This is a genomic window from Rhizobium sp. TAL182, assembly GCF_002117725.1.
Taxonomy (GTDB): domain Bacteria; phylum Pseudomonadota; class Alphaproteobacteria; order Rhizobiales; family Rhizobiaceae; genus Rhizobium; species Rhizobium esperanzae.
On sequence record NZ_CP021024.1, the window covers coordinates 2,503,714 to 2,517,830 of the forward strand.

Sequence of the window (14,117 nt, forward strand, 5' to 3'; positions counted from 1 at the left end):
CCAGATAGGTGGTGCCGTTCCAGCCCCCCTCTGCCCTGCCGGGCATCTCCCCCACAGGTGGGGAGATTACAAGCTGCGAAATCTTCGGTTCACATCAACGTTTCGCCAAGCTGCAATGGATACTTGGTTGGGGAAGCCGCTGCGCCCAGCCGATCTCCCTCCGTGTGGGGGAGATGCCCGGCAGGGCCGAGGGGGGTGCGGCACGGCACAGCGTGCCCTCCAACACTCACTTCCCTCACCCGTCCAGCGTCTCTTTCACCACAACAGCCAATTGCTTCAGCGAGAAAGGCTTCGGCAAAAATCCGAATTTCGCATCCGGCGGCAGATTGCGGGCGAAGGCATCCTCGGCATAGCCGGAGACGAAGATGAATTTCAGATCGGGGTAGTTCTTACGCAGCTCCCGCAGCAGCGTCGGGCCGTCCATTTCGGGCATCACGACATCGGAAACGACGATGTCGACCTTGCCCTCAAGCTCCTCCATGATGCTCAGAGCCTCGACGCCCGAGCCCGCCTCATGCACGGTGTAGCCGCGCGTTTCCAGCATGCGCTTGCCGCCGCGGCGCACCGCTTCCTCGTCTTCGACGAGAAGGACGACGGCCGAGCCGGTCAGGTCCTCCGGCTGCTGCGCGGCCACCGCGGGGGCGGCTGGGACTTCATTGATCGCGTTGTCGATCGAACCCGCCTCCGCGGCAATCGCCGGCTCGGGGATGTGGCGCGGTAGGAAGACCCGGAAGGTCGTGCCTTTGCCGACTTCGGATTCCGGCTGGATGTAGCCGCCAGACTGTTTGACGATACCGTAGACCATGGCGAGACCGAGCCCGGTGCCCTTGCCGACATCCTTGGTGGTGAAGAAGGGCTCGAAAATCTTGTCCATGATCTCGGGCGCGATGCCTGTACCGGTATCGGCGACTTCGACCAGCACCATGTCCTCGGCCGGCATGTAAGAATAGTTGAAGGCCGCGACGTCGGCAGCGGTCAGATTGCGGGTGCGCAACGTCAGCGTTCCGCCGTCGGGCATGGCGTCGCGCGCATTGACGCAGAGATTGATCAGCACCTGCTCGAATTGCGAAAGGTCCGTTTTGACGGGCCAGAGATCGCGGCCATATTGCACATCGAGCTTGACATTGGTGCCCGAGAGCAGCCGGTCGACCAGCATGCGCAGGTCGCCGACGACATCGGTGAGGTTCAGCACCGAGGGCCGCATCGTCTGCTTGCGCGAGAAGGCGAGCAGCTGGCGCACCAGCACCGCGGCGCGGTTGGCGTTGCGTTTGATCTCCATCAGATCGGCGAAGCTTGCATCGGAAGGACGCGCCTGCAGCAGCAGATGATCGGAAGAAAGCAGGATCGCCGTCAAGACGTTGTTGAAGTCATGCGCAATACCGCCGGCGAGCGTTCCGACAGCGTTCATCTTCTGCGTCTGCGCCATCTGCGCTTCCAGCGCCTTCTGCTCGGTCACCTCGACCGCATAGACGATCGCCGCCTCTTCTGGCGCTTCGTCGCTCTGATCGATGACGGCGTTGACATAAAAGCGGAAATAGCGCGCCTCGTCGGTCGGCGTGCGGGTATCGAGTGGCGGGATGTCACCCTGCCGGTCCTTGGCGGCCGTCAGCGCCGCGGCCAGTTGCGGCCGGTCGCTCTCCTGCACGATCGTTTCGAGATACGGCGCCTTTTCCAGGTCGTCGCGCGAGACGATGCCGGAGAACAGCTTCAGGAACGGCGCGTTGGTGCGCAGGATGCGTCCGTCGCCGTCGACCGAGGCGATCGCCATCGGCGTATTGTTGAAGAAGCGGGTGAAGCGCATGGCCGCAGCCGAAGCGGACTGGCCGCTCTCGCTGCTCTTTCCGCGCGCCAGCACGATCGTCCGGCTTTCGCCCGGCGCGCCGTCGCGCATCGAGGTGACGCTGTGGAGGATCTGCACCGGCAGACTCTGGCCGTTGGTCTTGCGCAGATCGAGATCCAGCGTCACGGTTTTTTTTAGGCCGGGCTCGGCCTGCACCGACTGGATCAGCGCCAGCCCCTCGCCCGCCACCAAGTCGCCGATCGACATCGAGCCCGGCAGGAACTTGGTCAGGTCGAGACCCAGCCACTCCGCAAGCGTCGCATTCAGGTAGAAGATCTCGCCCTTCCTGCCGGCGGAGAAGAAGCCGGCCGGCGCGTGGTCGAGATAGTCGATCGCATTCTGCAGCTCCTTGAAGAAGCGCTCCTGATCGTCGCGTTCGGCGGTGATGTCGGTGATTTGCCAGATCTGCAGCGGCTTGCCGCCATCATCCTCCGGCTGCAGCAGCCGCACCTTCAGCCGGTACCAATGCGCGCCCGAGCTGTTGCTGCCGGGCCCGACGGCGCGCAGCAGGCGGAATTCCTCCCGACCCTCCTTGCCCTCGCGCAGACCATTGACCAGCCGGTAGAGCGCCTCGTTGGATTCACGGTGCCGCGACAGCAGCGTTTCCAGCGTCTGCACTTCTGTTGCCTTGCGCGCGCCGGTCAGCGCGCCATAGGCGGCGTTGGCATAGATGATCCGGCCCCTATCGTCGGTGATCAGCGTGCCGTCCGGGTGGCTGTTGAGGAAGGTGCGCGCCAGGCTGTCGGACTGGCGCTGCGGCATCACTTCGATGAAGCCGATAACGGAAGATACCAGGAAGAAGATGCCGACCATGGCGAGAACGCCGAGACCGCCGAGCACCATCTCGTTGTCGAGCGATCGCTTGAAGACGACAAAAGCCCCGGCGGCCGCGATCAGCACGAGCGCCAGAAGAAGAATGCGCAAAACCGTGCCAGAACGCCCCCCACGATCCACAAGCGGTGCGTTATAGTCGTCGACCTGACGCGGTTTCGTCATATATTCCTCGCATAAGCCCCTCCCACCTCGTAGCACGAACAAGAAGCGGGAATCAGGCGCTCTTTCCTTCTTAGCAATTTGCCACGCCGGCAAAAACACCGGTCGCCGGCAAGATCGCTTGAATTCACAGGCAAGAGCGCCATCTGCGCCTGATGCCCGCGGCAAGTGCTCGCGCCAAGCCGGCAGCTGCAATTCGGCATAACACGAAATCGCCTTCGTGCATGGCTGGACAGGACCGGCTGCCCTTGCCTAAGGAACGGAAAAGTCGTCAATATGTGCCGAATGTGAAATGGAGTGAGTGACTATGTTCGATGATCTTGTCGCAGCCTATGGCAGCCGTTTCCTGCTTGCGGCCGGTGGCGTCGGCTTGGCGCTCCTCCTGCTCATTCTGGCACTCTGGCTGATGCGAGGCCGCGCTCCGTCTCCCTTCGTGCGCGGCGGCCGCAACCGTCAGCCCCGCCTGCAGGTGCTGGATGCGGCAGCCGTCGATGCCCGCCGCCGGCTGGTGCTCGTGCGCCGCGATGATGTCGAGCATCTTATCATGATCGGCGGGCCGACCGATATCGTCATCGAAAGCCGCATCCTCCCGGAGCCGGCCGAACAGCCGGAAAGCCTCTCACGCCCGGAGTCTGCCGCCGACCGGCCGATTGCAGTCCCGCGGCCGGAAACACCGCCTGTTTCCGCCGCCCGTGCGCCGGTCACCCCCGCCGCCGAGCCCTCCTTCACTGCGCCTGCCGCCGCGGAGCCGCGGCCGCGTCCCGAGCCGCCGGCACCACCCACCATGCCGCCGCCGGTGGCCACCAGCCCTCTTCCGCCAGAACCCGCGACGACACCTCTATCGGCCGAACGCGACCAACCCCTACGAGCTGTCCCGCCCCAGGCGCGCGCGCCGGAGCGTCCCTCTGCTCCCGCCGGTGTGCAACCGGCATCGTTCCGCGATACCGCAAGCGCCGCCGAAATCCTGGATGCCGCCCGCCAGCGCGTGCTGCCGCAGCAGCGCATCGAGCCCGAGGTCTCTGCCCCGGACATGCCGGCGCCCCGCGCCGCAGCCGCTACGGCCGAGGACGACGCGGCTGCGCAATCGGCAGCGGCGATCCGCCGTGATTTCCAACGGGTGCTGGAAGAGGAAATGTCGAACAATCTGACCGCCGAGCGCATCGTGCCGGCCCCGGCAAACCAGGCCCCTCGCCAGGCCGCACCGCAGCCAGCCAACCTGCCGCGCCGCGATCCCGAGCTTGCCCCCATCACTGGTGCCGACACCGACCTGCAGAAAGAAGTTGCCCGCATCTTCGGCGAAATGAGTGTCAATCGCGACAAGTAAGACAGCGCTTACATCCGGTTGCCGTCGCTCAGCCTTCGTCATGAAGTTGCATAAATGCCGCAATGCTGCGGCTTTCACGTCGCCGATGCCCCGGGGACTCCCTATCTCACTGATCATTTGCTATCGATCAGGCTGAAGAGCGTTGGCGCATTCGAGGTAGACTTTGCCTAAGTAAATACCGGTCTCACCCCAGTTTCACCCGTATTGTCGCAAGCGACGCGCTGGCGGCATGCGAATATGTTCATCGGGTGGTGGCGAGAGACCGGTTTGGCATTGTTACAATGTGCCATGTGCAGCTCCGCTGTCTCAGCTCTTCAGCCGCCCAAGACATCGCCATACCGCGCCCGCAAGGGTTTTCTCATGCACCATCTTGGTGGACTTCCGAATGGAAGACCAAGACGATATGTGCAAGACACTTCGGGTCCGATGGACCATCACTCCCAAGACGGCGCCCCAGCCATGGATCGCCTGCGGCGGATGCGGGGGCCTCAGAGCTTTCCGATCCAGCGGCAAGATCCGGGTCAATGCCAACGGTCGCAAGCTCGACGCCTGGCTGATCTACAAATGCCTGATCTGCGACAGGACGTGGAACCGACCAATCTTCGAACGCCGAAATATCCGAGACGTCGATCCGATGATTCTCGACGCGCTGCAGTCCAACGACCCGGACTGGATTCGGGCGGAAACCTTCAATCTTGATGCGCTGCGGCGCAAGTCACAGCGCGTGGACGAGTTCGCCGAATTCGAGATCGCCAAGGAAATTCGGCACGAGACCGAAGGCTGGACGAGCCTGGAAATCGAACTAACGGCCCCGTTTCCAACAAGCCTACGCCTGGACCGGTTGCTGGCCGGCGAGTTGAAGATGTCACGCTCCCGCCTGCAGGCTCTTCACGATCGGGGCCTCTGTCGAACGGAACCCGAGCGGGCCGACATCATGCGGCGGCGGATCATGAATGGCACCCTCGTCACAATCGATCTCGCCACGCAGGCGGCGCGGGAGCCATTCTGGAAAGCTCTGGCGACCGACGCTTTCCCGTAACCGCCTCTTCGACACGCCGGAGATGGCTCAACAAAAAGCGCCGCGATCGGATCGCGGCGCTGAATGTGTCTCATCTCTGCATGGGAAAGGTCATTCGTCGCGGTAGACCTTTTCGCGACGTTCGTGGCGTTCCTGCGCCTCGATCGACAGCGTCGCGATCGGACGGGCGTCGAGACGCTTGAGACCGATCGGTTCGCCAGTTTCCTCGCAATAGCCGTAAGTGCCGTCTTCGATGCGCTGCAGCGCCGCGTCGATCTTGGAGATCGATTTTCTCTGCCGGTCGCGGGCGCGAAGTTCGATCGCCCTGTCGGTTTCCGACGACGCCCTGTCGGCGAGATCGGGATGGTTTGCGCTTTCCTCGGCCAGATGGTCGAGTGTTTCGCGCGCTTCTCTAAGGATATCGTTTTTCCAGGCGACCAGCTTTGCCCTGAAGTAGGCACGCTGGTTTACGTTCATGAATTCTTCCTCTTCCGAGGGAACGTAATTGCTAAGATCGATCTTCTCACTCAACGCGATTCTCCTGAAGAACATCTCATCTGGCGGGGTGTATATCCCAAGCGCTAGCCGCGATTCAAGCCAAATACGACAGCTAAACAGATTTTTAAATCTGTTACAATTTTCGGCTAACGGACTATTTTCTCATGATTATTCGCGTTCGCAATTTTCGTTCGGTCTTCAAAACGCCGTGTTGTCGGCCACGTTTTGGGCCGTTGCGGCATGGCTGGCGGTTGACGGCGGATGATCGCAACCGCTACTGAAAAGACCCGCCGATCCTGGATTTGCCCATGACCGTACCGCTGCCTCCGCCCAATCGCATCTATCTCCTGCGTCATGCCGAGGCCGCCTGGGCCGAACCCGGACAGCGCGATTTCGACCGGCCGCTCAACGAAAAAGGTTACGGCGATGCCGAGGTTATCGCCGACAAAGCCGCCGATAAGGGCTACCGTCCCGATCTTCTGATCAGTTCGACGGCGCTGCGCTGCCGCGATACCGCCGATGCCGTCCATCGGGCGATGGGTGTAGCACTGGACGTGAGTTACGTCGATGCGCTCTACAATGCCACCGTCGATACCTATGTCGAAATCGTCGACGCGCAGGATAATGCCGCCGTCATGCTGGTCGGCCACAACCCGACGATCGAGCAGGCGCTTGAGGCGCTGATCGGCCACGAGGCCATGGTGAACGCACTTCCCGCCGGCTTTCCGACGGCAGGTCTCGCCGTTATCGATTTCGACGCTTCCGCCAGCGGCTGGCGCCTTATCGATTTCCTCGTCGTCTGAAGTCTTTCGCTCCGCTTCTTTTGCGAGCAGCACAGTCTTCCTATATTGCCGGCAGTCATCAACCGGAATTGCGCCTTGCCGCCACGCCTGACATCCCTCGCCGACGACGCCCGCATCGCGTTTGACAATCTCGCCGACAGGGCAAGCGGCCTCGTCAATCCGACCGTACGGCTCGGCGTCACCGGCCTCTCCCGTTCCGGAAAGACGGTCTTCATCTCCTCGCTTGTCCACAATCTCCTGCATGGCGGCCGACTGCCGCTGTTCGAGCCGGTGCAGTCGGGCCGCGTTTCAGCCGTGCGGCTGGAGCCTCAGCCGGATGACGCCGTGCCCCGTTTCCAATATGAGGATCATATCCGGGCGCTGGTGAAGGACCGCGTCTGGCCGGATTCCACTCGCGCCATTTCCGAACTGCGCATCACGCTCGATTATCAGAGCGCCAGCGGCTGGAATCGCCTGTTCTCGCCCGGCCGGCTGTCGATCGATATCGTCGATTATCCAGGCGAATGGCTGCTCGACCTGCCGTTGCTCGGCAAGGATTACCGCACCTTCAGCGAGCAAACGATCGCGCTTGCGCAAAATGGCGTGCGCTCCGAACTGTCGCGGGAATGGTTGGCGCTGACCCGTGCCGCCGATATAAATGCCGGCGCCGACGAGATGGCAGCCCGCGAGCTTGCCACCGCCTTTGCCGATTACCTCAAGGCCTGCAAGGCCGACGAACGCTCGCTCTCCACCTTGCCGCCCGGGCGCCTGCTTCTGCCCGGCGATCTCGACGGCTCGCCGGCGCTGACCTTCGCCCCGCTCGTCCTGCCGCCGGGCGCGCGTCCCGATCGCGGCTCACTCTGGACGATGATGGAGCGGCGTTACGAGTCCTATAAATCGGTCGTCGTCAAACCTTTCTTCCGCGAGCATTTCGCCCGGCTCGACCGGCAGATCGTGCTGGTCGACGCACTGCAGGCGATGAACCGCGGCCCCGAAGCCGTCCAGGATCTGGAGCGCGCGCTGACCGACGTGCTTGCCTGCTTCCGCCCAGGCACCAATTCGCTGCTCTCGTCGCTGCTGGGGCGCCGCATCGACCGTGTGCTGGTCGCCGCAACCAAGGCCGACCATCTCCATCATGAGAGCCATGATCGGCTCGATGCGCTGACCCGCCGCCTCGTCGATCGCGCCATCGCCCGCATCGGCATGGCCGGAGCCGGCATCGACGTGATGGCGCTCGCTTCCGTGCGCGCCACGCGCGAGGCATCGGTCAAGCGCGACGGCCATGAATTGCCTGTCATCGTCGGCACGCCAATGGAGGGCGAAACCATTGCCGGCGAGCGATTCGACGGCCAGAGAAAGACCGCAATCTTCCCCGGAGACCTGCCGCAGGATCCGGAAAGCCTGTTCAATCGCATCGCCTCGGGCGAGACCGCCGATACCCTGCCCGAGGTCAACGTCGTCAGGTTCCGTCCGCCGCATCTCGAGGAGACCGGCGGCGGCATCAAGCTGTCGGTGCCGCATATCCGCCTTGACCGCGCCATGCAGTTCCTGTTCGGAGACCGTCTCGCATGAGTAAGCCCCCCTCCGATTTGCCGCACCGCCCACCCGCCGCCTTCGCCTATGAGGATGAGGCTGCCGTGCCGCGCGACAATGGTCGGAAACAGCAAGGCCGGCGCAAACCGGAAAGCTTCTCGGACGAGATCATCTTGACGCCCGACGACGAGGATCCCTTCATCAATCCTGACAGGGATGCGAGCGCAGTGCCGGTGGCAACACCGCGCAAGCGGCGCACCTCTTTTGGCAAGATTGCGCTAGGCGCCTTCGGGATCCTGCTATCGCTCGGCATCGGCCTCTGGACCGACCGCCTGATCCGCGATCTCTTCACCCGCGCCGACTGGCTGGGTTATGCAGCTCTTGGCGTGCTGGCGATCGGCGTCCTCGCCGTGCTTGCCCTCGTCATCCGCGAGACCGCGGGCATGATGCGCCTTGCCGCTGTTCAGGCGATCAAGGCGGAAGCAGAGGCGGCGATCCTCGAAACACGGCCGGCGAAAGCGCGCGCCGTCGTTGCGCGACTCACCACGCTTCTTGCGGCCAATCCCGAGACATCGAAGGGTCGCGCGACGCTGAAGGCGACCGAGGGTGAGGTCATTGACCCCCCGCATCTGATCGTCTTGGCCGAACGCGAGCTGCTGGCCCCACTCGACCGCAAAGCGCGGTCGCTCATCGTCAACGCCTCCAAGCGCGTCTCGATCGTCACCGCCGTCAGCCCGCGCGCGATCGTCGATCTGCTTTACGTGCTCTACGAATCCGTGCGCCTTATCCGCGCCATGGCCGAGCTCTATGGCGGCCGCCCCGGCACGCTCGGCATGTTCCGCCTCCTGCGTGACGTGCTGGCCCACCTCGCCGTCACCGGCTCAATCGCCGTCGGCGACAGTCTCGTCCAGCAGGTGCTCGGCCATGGACTTGCCTCGAAGCTATCGGCCCGACTCGGCGAGGGCGTGATCAACGGTCTGATGACTGCTCGCATCGGAATCGCGGCGATGGATCTCTGTCGCCCGCTTGCCTTTCGTGCGGTGAAGCGACCGGGAATCGGCGATTTTATCGGCGATCTCACACCTTCAATGTCGCCGCGCGGCAACAATCCTTAACTGACGAGGCGATTCCGCAGCTCTCACCTTCCCCTAGGTGAAGTTGGCGAAGTTAAGCAGATTCAACACTGTAGCCGCCGGATCCTAAAATCCGCGAGGCGCGACAGAAATCCAGGTCCCTCGCATTCGGCACAATCGAAAGGAAGGATTAACCATTTTTCGGCAAAACTTGGCACCAGTTCGTGAGTGGTGTTTGCCAAGGAAAATCCATGTATTCGCGCCAGTTTCTCTTCTTATGCGGCCTCGCCGCCGCGGCATTGTCTCCTGTCGCAGACGTCGCTCCGGCAGCCACTGCCGCAACCCGCGACAAGGCCTTTTTCGAATCCGTCACCGGCTCCTGGAAGGGCCCCGGCGAGATCGTCGCCGGCAAATACAAGGGGACGAAATTCACCTGCAATCTGACCGGTGAACCCACCGGCGACGGCACTGCTGGCATCAAGCTCGATGGAACCTGCCGCGTCGGCGTCTTCAAGCAGCCGATGAGCGCCGTCATCTCGCAGTCGGGCTCCACCTACACGGGCAAGTTCCTCGACGGCGCCGCCGGCAAGGGTCTTGACGTCGTCTCCGGCGCCGTAACCGAGGATACCGTCGTGGTCGGCATCAACCGCGCCAAGCTGAATGGCGCGATGATCGCTCGCGTGCGTGACGACAAGACGATGAACGTCACCGTGTCGGTCAAGGTCGAAAGCCAGATGATCCCGGTTATCGGCCTGACATTGACTCGTCAGGTCGACGAAATGGCGGTCGGCTCCATCCAGTAGACGGACTGCATGACGGGTTTTCCTGAAGCGGCGGGTTTCCCGCCGTTTCGCATTTTAGGGCCTTAGGCGTTCCGCCACCAGTCGCCGCTGTCATCGGCGACCTCGATGCCGGTCACGTCAACATCGAGCAGCCAGTCGCTTACCGGCCGGCCCCTGACGAGAAGGCCTGGGGCGATATCGGCAAGCGGCATCAGGACGAAACCGCGATCGGTCATACGGGGATGCGGCAACTCCAGCCGCGGCGCCTGCTGGACGACGTCGCCATAGGTCAGCACGTCAATATCGAGCGTGCGCGGCCCCCAGCGTTCGACACGCTCGCGTTTCATCTCGCGCTCGATCGACAGGCAGACGTCGAGCAGCGCCTCTGGAGGGAGCCGGGTTTCGACGGCGGCGCAGGCATTGAAGAAGAACGATTGGTCGGTTTTGCCCCACGGCGGCGTGCGATAGAGCCGCGACACGGCGGTGACACGACAGTCGTCGCGCCCGTCCAGTCTCTGTAGCGCCGCGGCCATCGCCTTTACCGGATCGCCGATATTGCCGCCGAGGCCGAGTGTGGCTGATTGCGATGCAGCCTCAGGCAAAATGTTCAACACTCACCTGCACGAAATCGAGCACGCCGGGCACCGGCGCATTCGGCTTGCGCACCGTGATCTTCGCCCGCCGCACCTGCGGGAACGTCTGACAGAGGCCCTTGGCGATATCGAGCGCCAGGGCTTCGATGAGATAGCGTCGCTTGCCGGTGACGATCTCCTCGATCACCGTGAAGGCAATGCCGTAATTGACGGTGTCGTTGATCGAATCGCTTTCCAGCGCCTCGCCCGCGACGACATCGAGCTCGGCATCGACGAAGAAGCGCTGGCCGAGGAATTCCTCCTCGTCATGCACGCCGTGGCGCGCGAAGAAGGCGCAGTTCTGCAGCGTGATCGTGTAGGTCGTCATGTCGGCCGCTTCCTCTCGAATTCCTGGCGCGCATTGAGCATAGCATCGGCGATAGCAAGCGCATCCCTGTTGATTGCGACATTGTGCACCCGGAAAACCGCAGCCCCTTGAAGCCTGAGCAGCGCGCTTGATGCGGCCGTCGCCGCATCCCTCTCCGGCGCCTCGCGCCCTGTGACCGCGCCGAGGAAGCGTTTGCGTGAGGTGCCGGCAAGCAGCGGCAGGCCGAAGCGCGACAGTTCGGAAAACCGCGCCATCAGCTCCAGGTTCTCCTCCGCCGTCTCCTTGGCGAAGCCGAAACCCGGATCGAGCACGATCCGGTCGCTGTTGACTCCGGCCGCGGCGGCGATCGCCAGCGACCGTTCGAGGAAATGCGCCTGGTCGGCGATCACATCGGCAAGTTTGGCCCTGTCGCGCCCGGTATGCATGATGCAGAGCCCCGCCCCCGTGGCCGCGGCCAGATCCGCGATACCTGCATCTTTCTGCAGTCCGAAGACGTCGTTGACAATATGGGCGCCGGCGTCGACGGCCAGCCGCGCCGTCTCGGCGCGATAGGTATCGATCGAGATCAGCGCCTCGTTGCGACCGCGCAGCGCCTCGATGACCGGCAACACCCGCGCCTGCTCTTCCGAAGGGCTGACCGACGCCGCACCCGGCCGGGTCGATTCGCCACCGATGTCGACGATCGCAGCACCGTCGCTGACCGCCTGCAATGCGTGTTCGACGGCGGCATCGACGGTTTCAAAACGTCCGCCGTCGGAGAAGGAGTCCGGCGTCACATTGACGATCGCCATGATCGCCGACCGACGGCCGAGTTCGATTTCCCGGCCATGGCCGACACGCCAGAAACTGCCTTCGAGCCCTGTCACCAGACTTGTCCTATTGATGACGAAAAAAGCCGCCATCCGATATTGCGCTTATGGTGGCTATGCCCCAAGCTCCTGCCGATTTCAACATGGGTTGCCTTCAGAATGCCGCTTGCAATGCGTTATATGTGCCTTCCTGTCGCCTTTTCCATTGCTCTTTCTCTCAGCAGTCCAGCGGCAGCTGAAGTGATCGCATCGAAAAGTTATTCCTATTTCGACATCCGCGGCAAAACCGCCGATGAGCTAGACCGGGAACTCGGCCGGCGCGGCCCGACGGCGAGCGGTTCGTCGGCACGCCATCCCGGGGCCACCAAGATTCGCTTCGGCGGCGAGGCCACCTATATCCAGGATAATGGCAGATGCCGCGTCGGCAATGTCAAGGTCACCGTTCACACCCAGATCATCCTGCCGCGCTGGAATAGCCGCAGAGGCGCCAGTAAGGAGCTGTCGATGATATGGGACGCACTGTCGAGTGACATCAAGCGCCACGAGGAGCGTCACGCCGAGATCGCCAGAGATCAGGCCCGCGCCATGGAGCGCGCCATCCGCGCATTGCCGCAGCAGCGCAGCTGCGAGGCCATGCAGGAGCTCGTCTCCAACGAATCAACTCGCGGCATAGAGGAGCACGATCGGCTGCAGGCGCGATTCGACCGGGTTGAGGCGGTCAACTTCCAGAAGCGCATGCTGAGATTGCTGAGAAATCGAATCAACGGTCGAGCCGGCGGAAAATAAGGCTTTTTCGAACTGGTGACGAGCGGAAAAACTTAGCTGCGCAACGAAACTTGTGCGAAACTTACCCCTTCCCCAGCGTTTTAATGGTCATTTTTCATCCTGGCCGACTCAACCGTAACGCGTTAATATGAACACATTCGAAAGTTCAGCTACGGCGTCTGGACTTTCCTCGCTGGGTTCTCCTGGCGCGTTCCGAAGCCGCGGATGTTCCTCCCTCATCCGTTGGTAATGCGCCCGCCTCGCCTCGCTCGCACCAGCGCGCGAGGCGTCTTTTTTGTGGTGATGGTGTCGGTTATTCAACTCCGAAAATCGGTTCCGATTTTCGGGCCGGTGCGCTGGCGCGAAACGCGGGGCGCCTCAGGCCTGGCGTTCAGGCACGTGCACGACGAGCCCGTCATAAGCGGCCTTCATCCGGATCTGGCAGGAGAGCCGCGAGGTCGGGCGCACGTCGAAGGCGAAGTCGAGCATATCCTCTTCCATCGCTTCCGGCTGGCCGACCTTCTCCGTCCATTCCTCGTCGACATAGACGTGACAGGTGGCGCAGGCGCAGGCGCCGCCGCATTCGGCCTCGATGCCGGGCACCGAATTGCGCACGGCATTCTCCATAACGGTAGAGCCTTGGTCGACGTCGAGGTCGAAGCGCGTGCCGTCGAAGGCGACGATGGTAAGTTTGGGCATCAGGACTATTTCCGGTCTTCAAATGGGTGGGCGAAGTTTCTTCCGACAATTCGACGCGTCAGTCAACATTCGGAAATCCGCCATAACCTCGCAGATCGGGCCTTCGCCCGCCGTCTTCAAAGCGTCATCCGGAACGTCGCAAAAAGACCCGTGGTTCCGCAATGAAACAACGGGCCTCGTTCAATCAACGAAAGAAGACTTGGAGGTCAGCCGCGGCAGAGCTTGAGAATGAAGTTCTCGGCATCGAGGACGGCAGCGCCGAGCGCCGCCATTGCGCTGGCATCGCCGCCGGTCTCCTCTACGACCTCAGCCGTCTGCGACACGCGGAATGCGCCGACCGAGCTCGCCGCGCCCTTCAGCCGGTGCGCGGCCGCGCCGACACGCACGGTCTCACCGCTCGCCATGTCCTGGAGGCACGCCCGCGCCTGGCGCGCAAACATTTGAAGGACTTCGATTTCCAGAGACTTGTCGCCCATCGTCTGCTTTGCGAGATGGACGAGATCGATCGGCCGGACCTTCGAGGGGCACGACCCCTTTGCATTATCAGGCGCCTCGAATACGATCTTCAATGCTGCCAGCTGGGCCGCCATTTGCCATTTCTCCCGTCTCAGATCGTCCGCACTTGCTACAGTTCTGCGTCAGAAGGGTGGCCATCGCGTTAAATTCCGGCACATCGGGCGCGGAAATCTCACCATATGGTTAACATCCGTTAAATATCCCTAAATTATTGGTTTTTAAGCAGGGCCTCGGATTCAAAGATGTTAACAACAGGTTAACGAGCCATGAATCTCAAGCCTTCATTAATTGTGTGCAGAGCCCAGATGTGTCACTACGATACTGGTGGAGCGGGTTTATGGTACGCGCCTTTGCCGAGTGAGTGGATAATGGTAGTGTTTTGATACCTTCCGTTTGAAAAAGCGGCTATCTACTCTGAAATGACATGCTTATCCGTCCGCGGTTGGGATGGAGGGCCGTTACGGCAAAGTTGTTCCCGGACAAGGTGGAAGCCGGGGATGTGCTGCCGGGCCGGCCGACAGTAAC

At 62.4% G+C, this 14,117-nt stretch carries 14 protein-coding genes; 7 read left to right on the top strand and 7 right to left on the bottom strand.

The genetic code is table 11. The features are described 5' to 3' along the window. Positions 1-235: 235 nt before the first annotated feature. On the bottom strand, positions 236-2,836 hold the full coding sequence (locus Tal182_RS12610) for a PAS domain-containing sensor histidine kinase (RefSeq protein ID WP_085859627.1): 2,601 nt from the start codon (positions 2,834-2,836) through the stop codon (positions 236-238). Positions 2,837-3,140: 304 nt separating this feature from the next. Here Tal182_RS12610 and Tal182_RS12615 point away from each other — a divergent pair, with 304 nt between their 5' ends. Continuing rightward, a complete protein-coding gene (locus Tal182_RS12615) occupies positions 3,141-4,157 on the top strand; it encodes a flagellar biosynthetic protein FliO (protein WP_170965885.1) in 1,017 nt (338 codons plus the stop codon). A 403-nt stretch (positions 4,158-4,560) separates the two neighbouring features. After that, a complete protein-coding gene (locus Tal182_RS12620) occupies positions 4,561-5,196 on the top strand; it encodes a DUF1062 domain-containing protein (RefSeq protein WP_085859629.1) in 636 nt (211 codons plus the stop codon). 90 nt (positions 5,197-5,286) lie between these two features. On the opposite strand, the gene dksA is transcribed toward Tal182_RS12620, so the two are convergent. Further along, positions 5,287-5,706: an RNA polymerase-binding protein DksA gene (gene dksA, locus Tal182_RS12625; RefSeq protein ID WP_085859630.1), complete on the bottom strand. Its 420-nt coding sequence runs from the start codon at positions 5,704-5,706 to the stop codon at positions 5,287-5,289. A 275-nt stretch (positions 5,707-5,981) separates the two neighbouring features. Between dksA and Tal182_RS12630 the strand changes: the two genes are divergently transcribed. From Tal182_RS12630 to Tal182_RS12645, 4 genes are all read left to right on the top strand, one after another. Next, the gene (locus Tal182_RS12630; RefSeq protein WP_064802963.1) at positions 5,982-6,476 is read left to right on the top strand and encodes a histidine phosphatase family protein; all 495 of its coding nucleotides are present in this window, start codon (positions 5,982-5,984) and stop codon (positions 6,474-6,476) included. Positions 6,477-6,551: 75 nt separating this feature from the next. After that, positions 6,552-8,027, top strand: coding sequence for a YcjX family protein (locus tag Tal182_RS12635; protein ID WP_085859631.1), 1,476 nt, complete (start codon positions 6,552-6,554; stop codon positions 8,025-8,027). After that, entirely contained in the window at positions 8,024-9,103 is a 1,080-nt protein-coding gene (locus Tal182_RS12640) for a TIGR01620 family protein (protein WP_085859632.1), read from the top strand. The genes Tal182_RS12635 and Tal182_RS12640 overlap by 4 nt, the downstream gene beginning before the upstream one ends. A gap of 209 nt (positions 9,104-9,312) precedes the next feature. After that, positions 9,313-9,864, top strand: a complete 552-nt coding sequence (locus tag Tal182_RS12645; RefSeq protein WP_064802969.1) for a hypothetical protein — start codon at positions 9,313-9,315, stop codon at positions 9,862-9,864. Positions 9,865-9,926: 62 nt separating this feature from the next. Here the strand turns inward: Tal182_RS12645 and folK are convergent, their stop codons facing one another. The 3 genes from folK to folP are packed head-to-tail and all read right to left on the bottom strand — an operon-like array spanning position 9,927 to position 11,669. Then, positions 9,927-10,445 carry a 2-amino-4-hydroxy-6-hydroxymethyldihydropteridine diphosphokinase gene (gene folK / locus Tal182_RS12650; RefSeq protein ID WP_064802970.1) on the bottom strand — a complete coding sequence of 173 codons (519 nt, stop codon included), beginning with the start codon at positions 10,443-10,445 and terminating at the stop codon, positions 9,927-9,929. Continuing rightward, positions 10,438-10,803, bottom strand: a complete 366-nt coding sequence (folB, locus tag Tal182_RS12655; protein ID WP_008525873.1) for a dihydroneopterin aldolase — start codon at positions 10,801-10,803, stop codon at positions 10,438-10,440. The genes folK and folB overlap by 8 nt, the downstream gene beginning before the upstream one ends. Beyond that, positions 10,800-11,669 carry a dihydropteroate synthase gene (gene folP / locus Tal182_RS12660; RefSeq protein WP_085860921.1) on the bottom strand — a complete coding sequence of 290 codons (870 nt, stop codon included), beginning with the start codon at positions 11,667-11,669 and terminating at the stop codon, positions 10,800-10,802. The genes folB and folP overlap by 4 nt, the downstream gene beginning before the upstream one ends. A 102-nt stretch (positions 11,670-11,771) precedes the next feature. Between folP and Tal182_RS12665 the strand changes: the two genes are divergently transcribed. Further along, complete coding sequence (locus tag Tal182_RS12665; protein WP_064802972.1) at positions 11,772-12,398, top strand: DUF922 domain-containing protein; 627 nt, start codon at positions 11,772-11,774, stop codon at positions 12,396-12,398. A gap of 357 nt (positions 12,399-12,755) precedes the next feature. Here the strand turns inward: Tal182_RS12665 and Tal182_RS12670 are convergent, their stop codons facing one another. Both Tal182_RS12670 and Tal182_RS12675 read right to left on the bottom strand, forming a co-directional pair. After that, positions 12,756-13,076, bottom strand: a complete 321-nt coding sequence (locus tag Tal182_RS12670; protein WP_011425597.1) for a 2Fe-2S iron-sulfur cluster-binding protein — start codon at positions 13,074-13,076, stop codon at positions 12,756-12,758. Positions 13,077-13,282: 206 nt separating this feature from the next. After that, entirely contained in the window at positions 13,283-13,666 is a 384-nt protein-coding gene (locus tag Tal182_RS12675) for an Hpt domain-containing protein (RefSeq protein ID WP_064802974.1), read from the bottom strand. Positions 13,667-14,117: the final 451 nt, after the last annotated feature.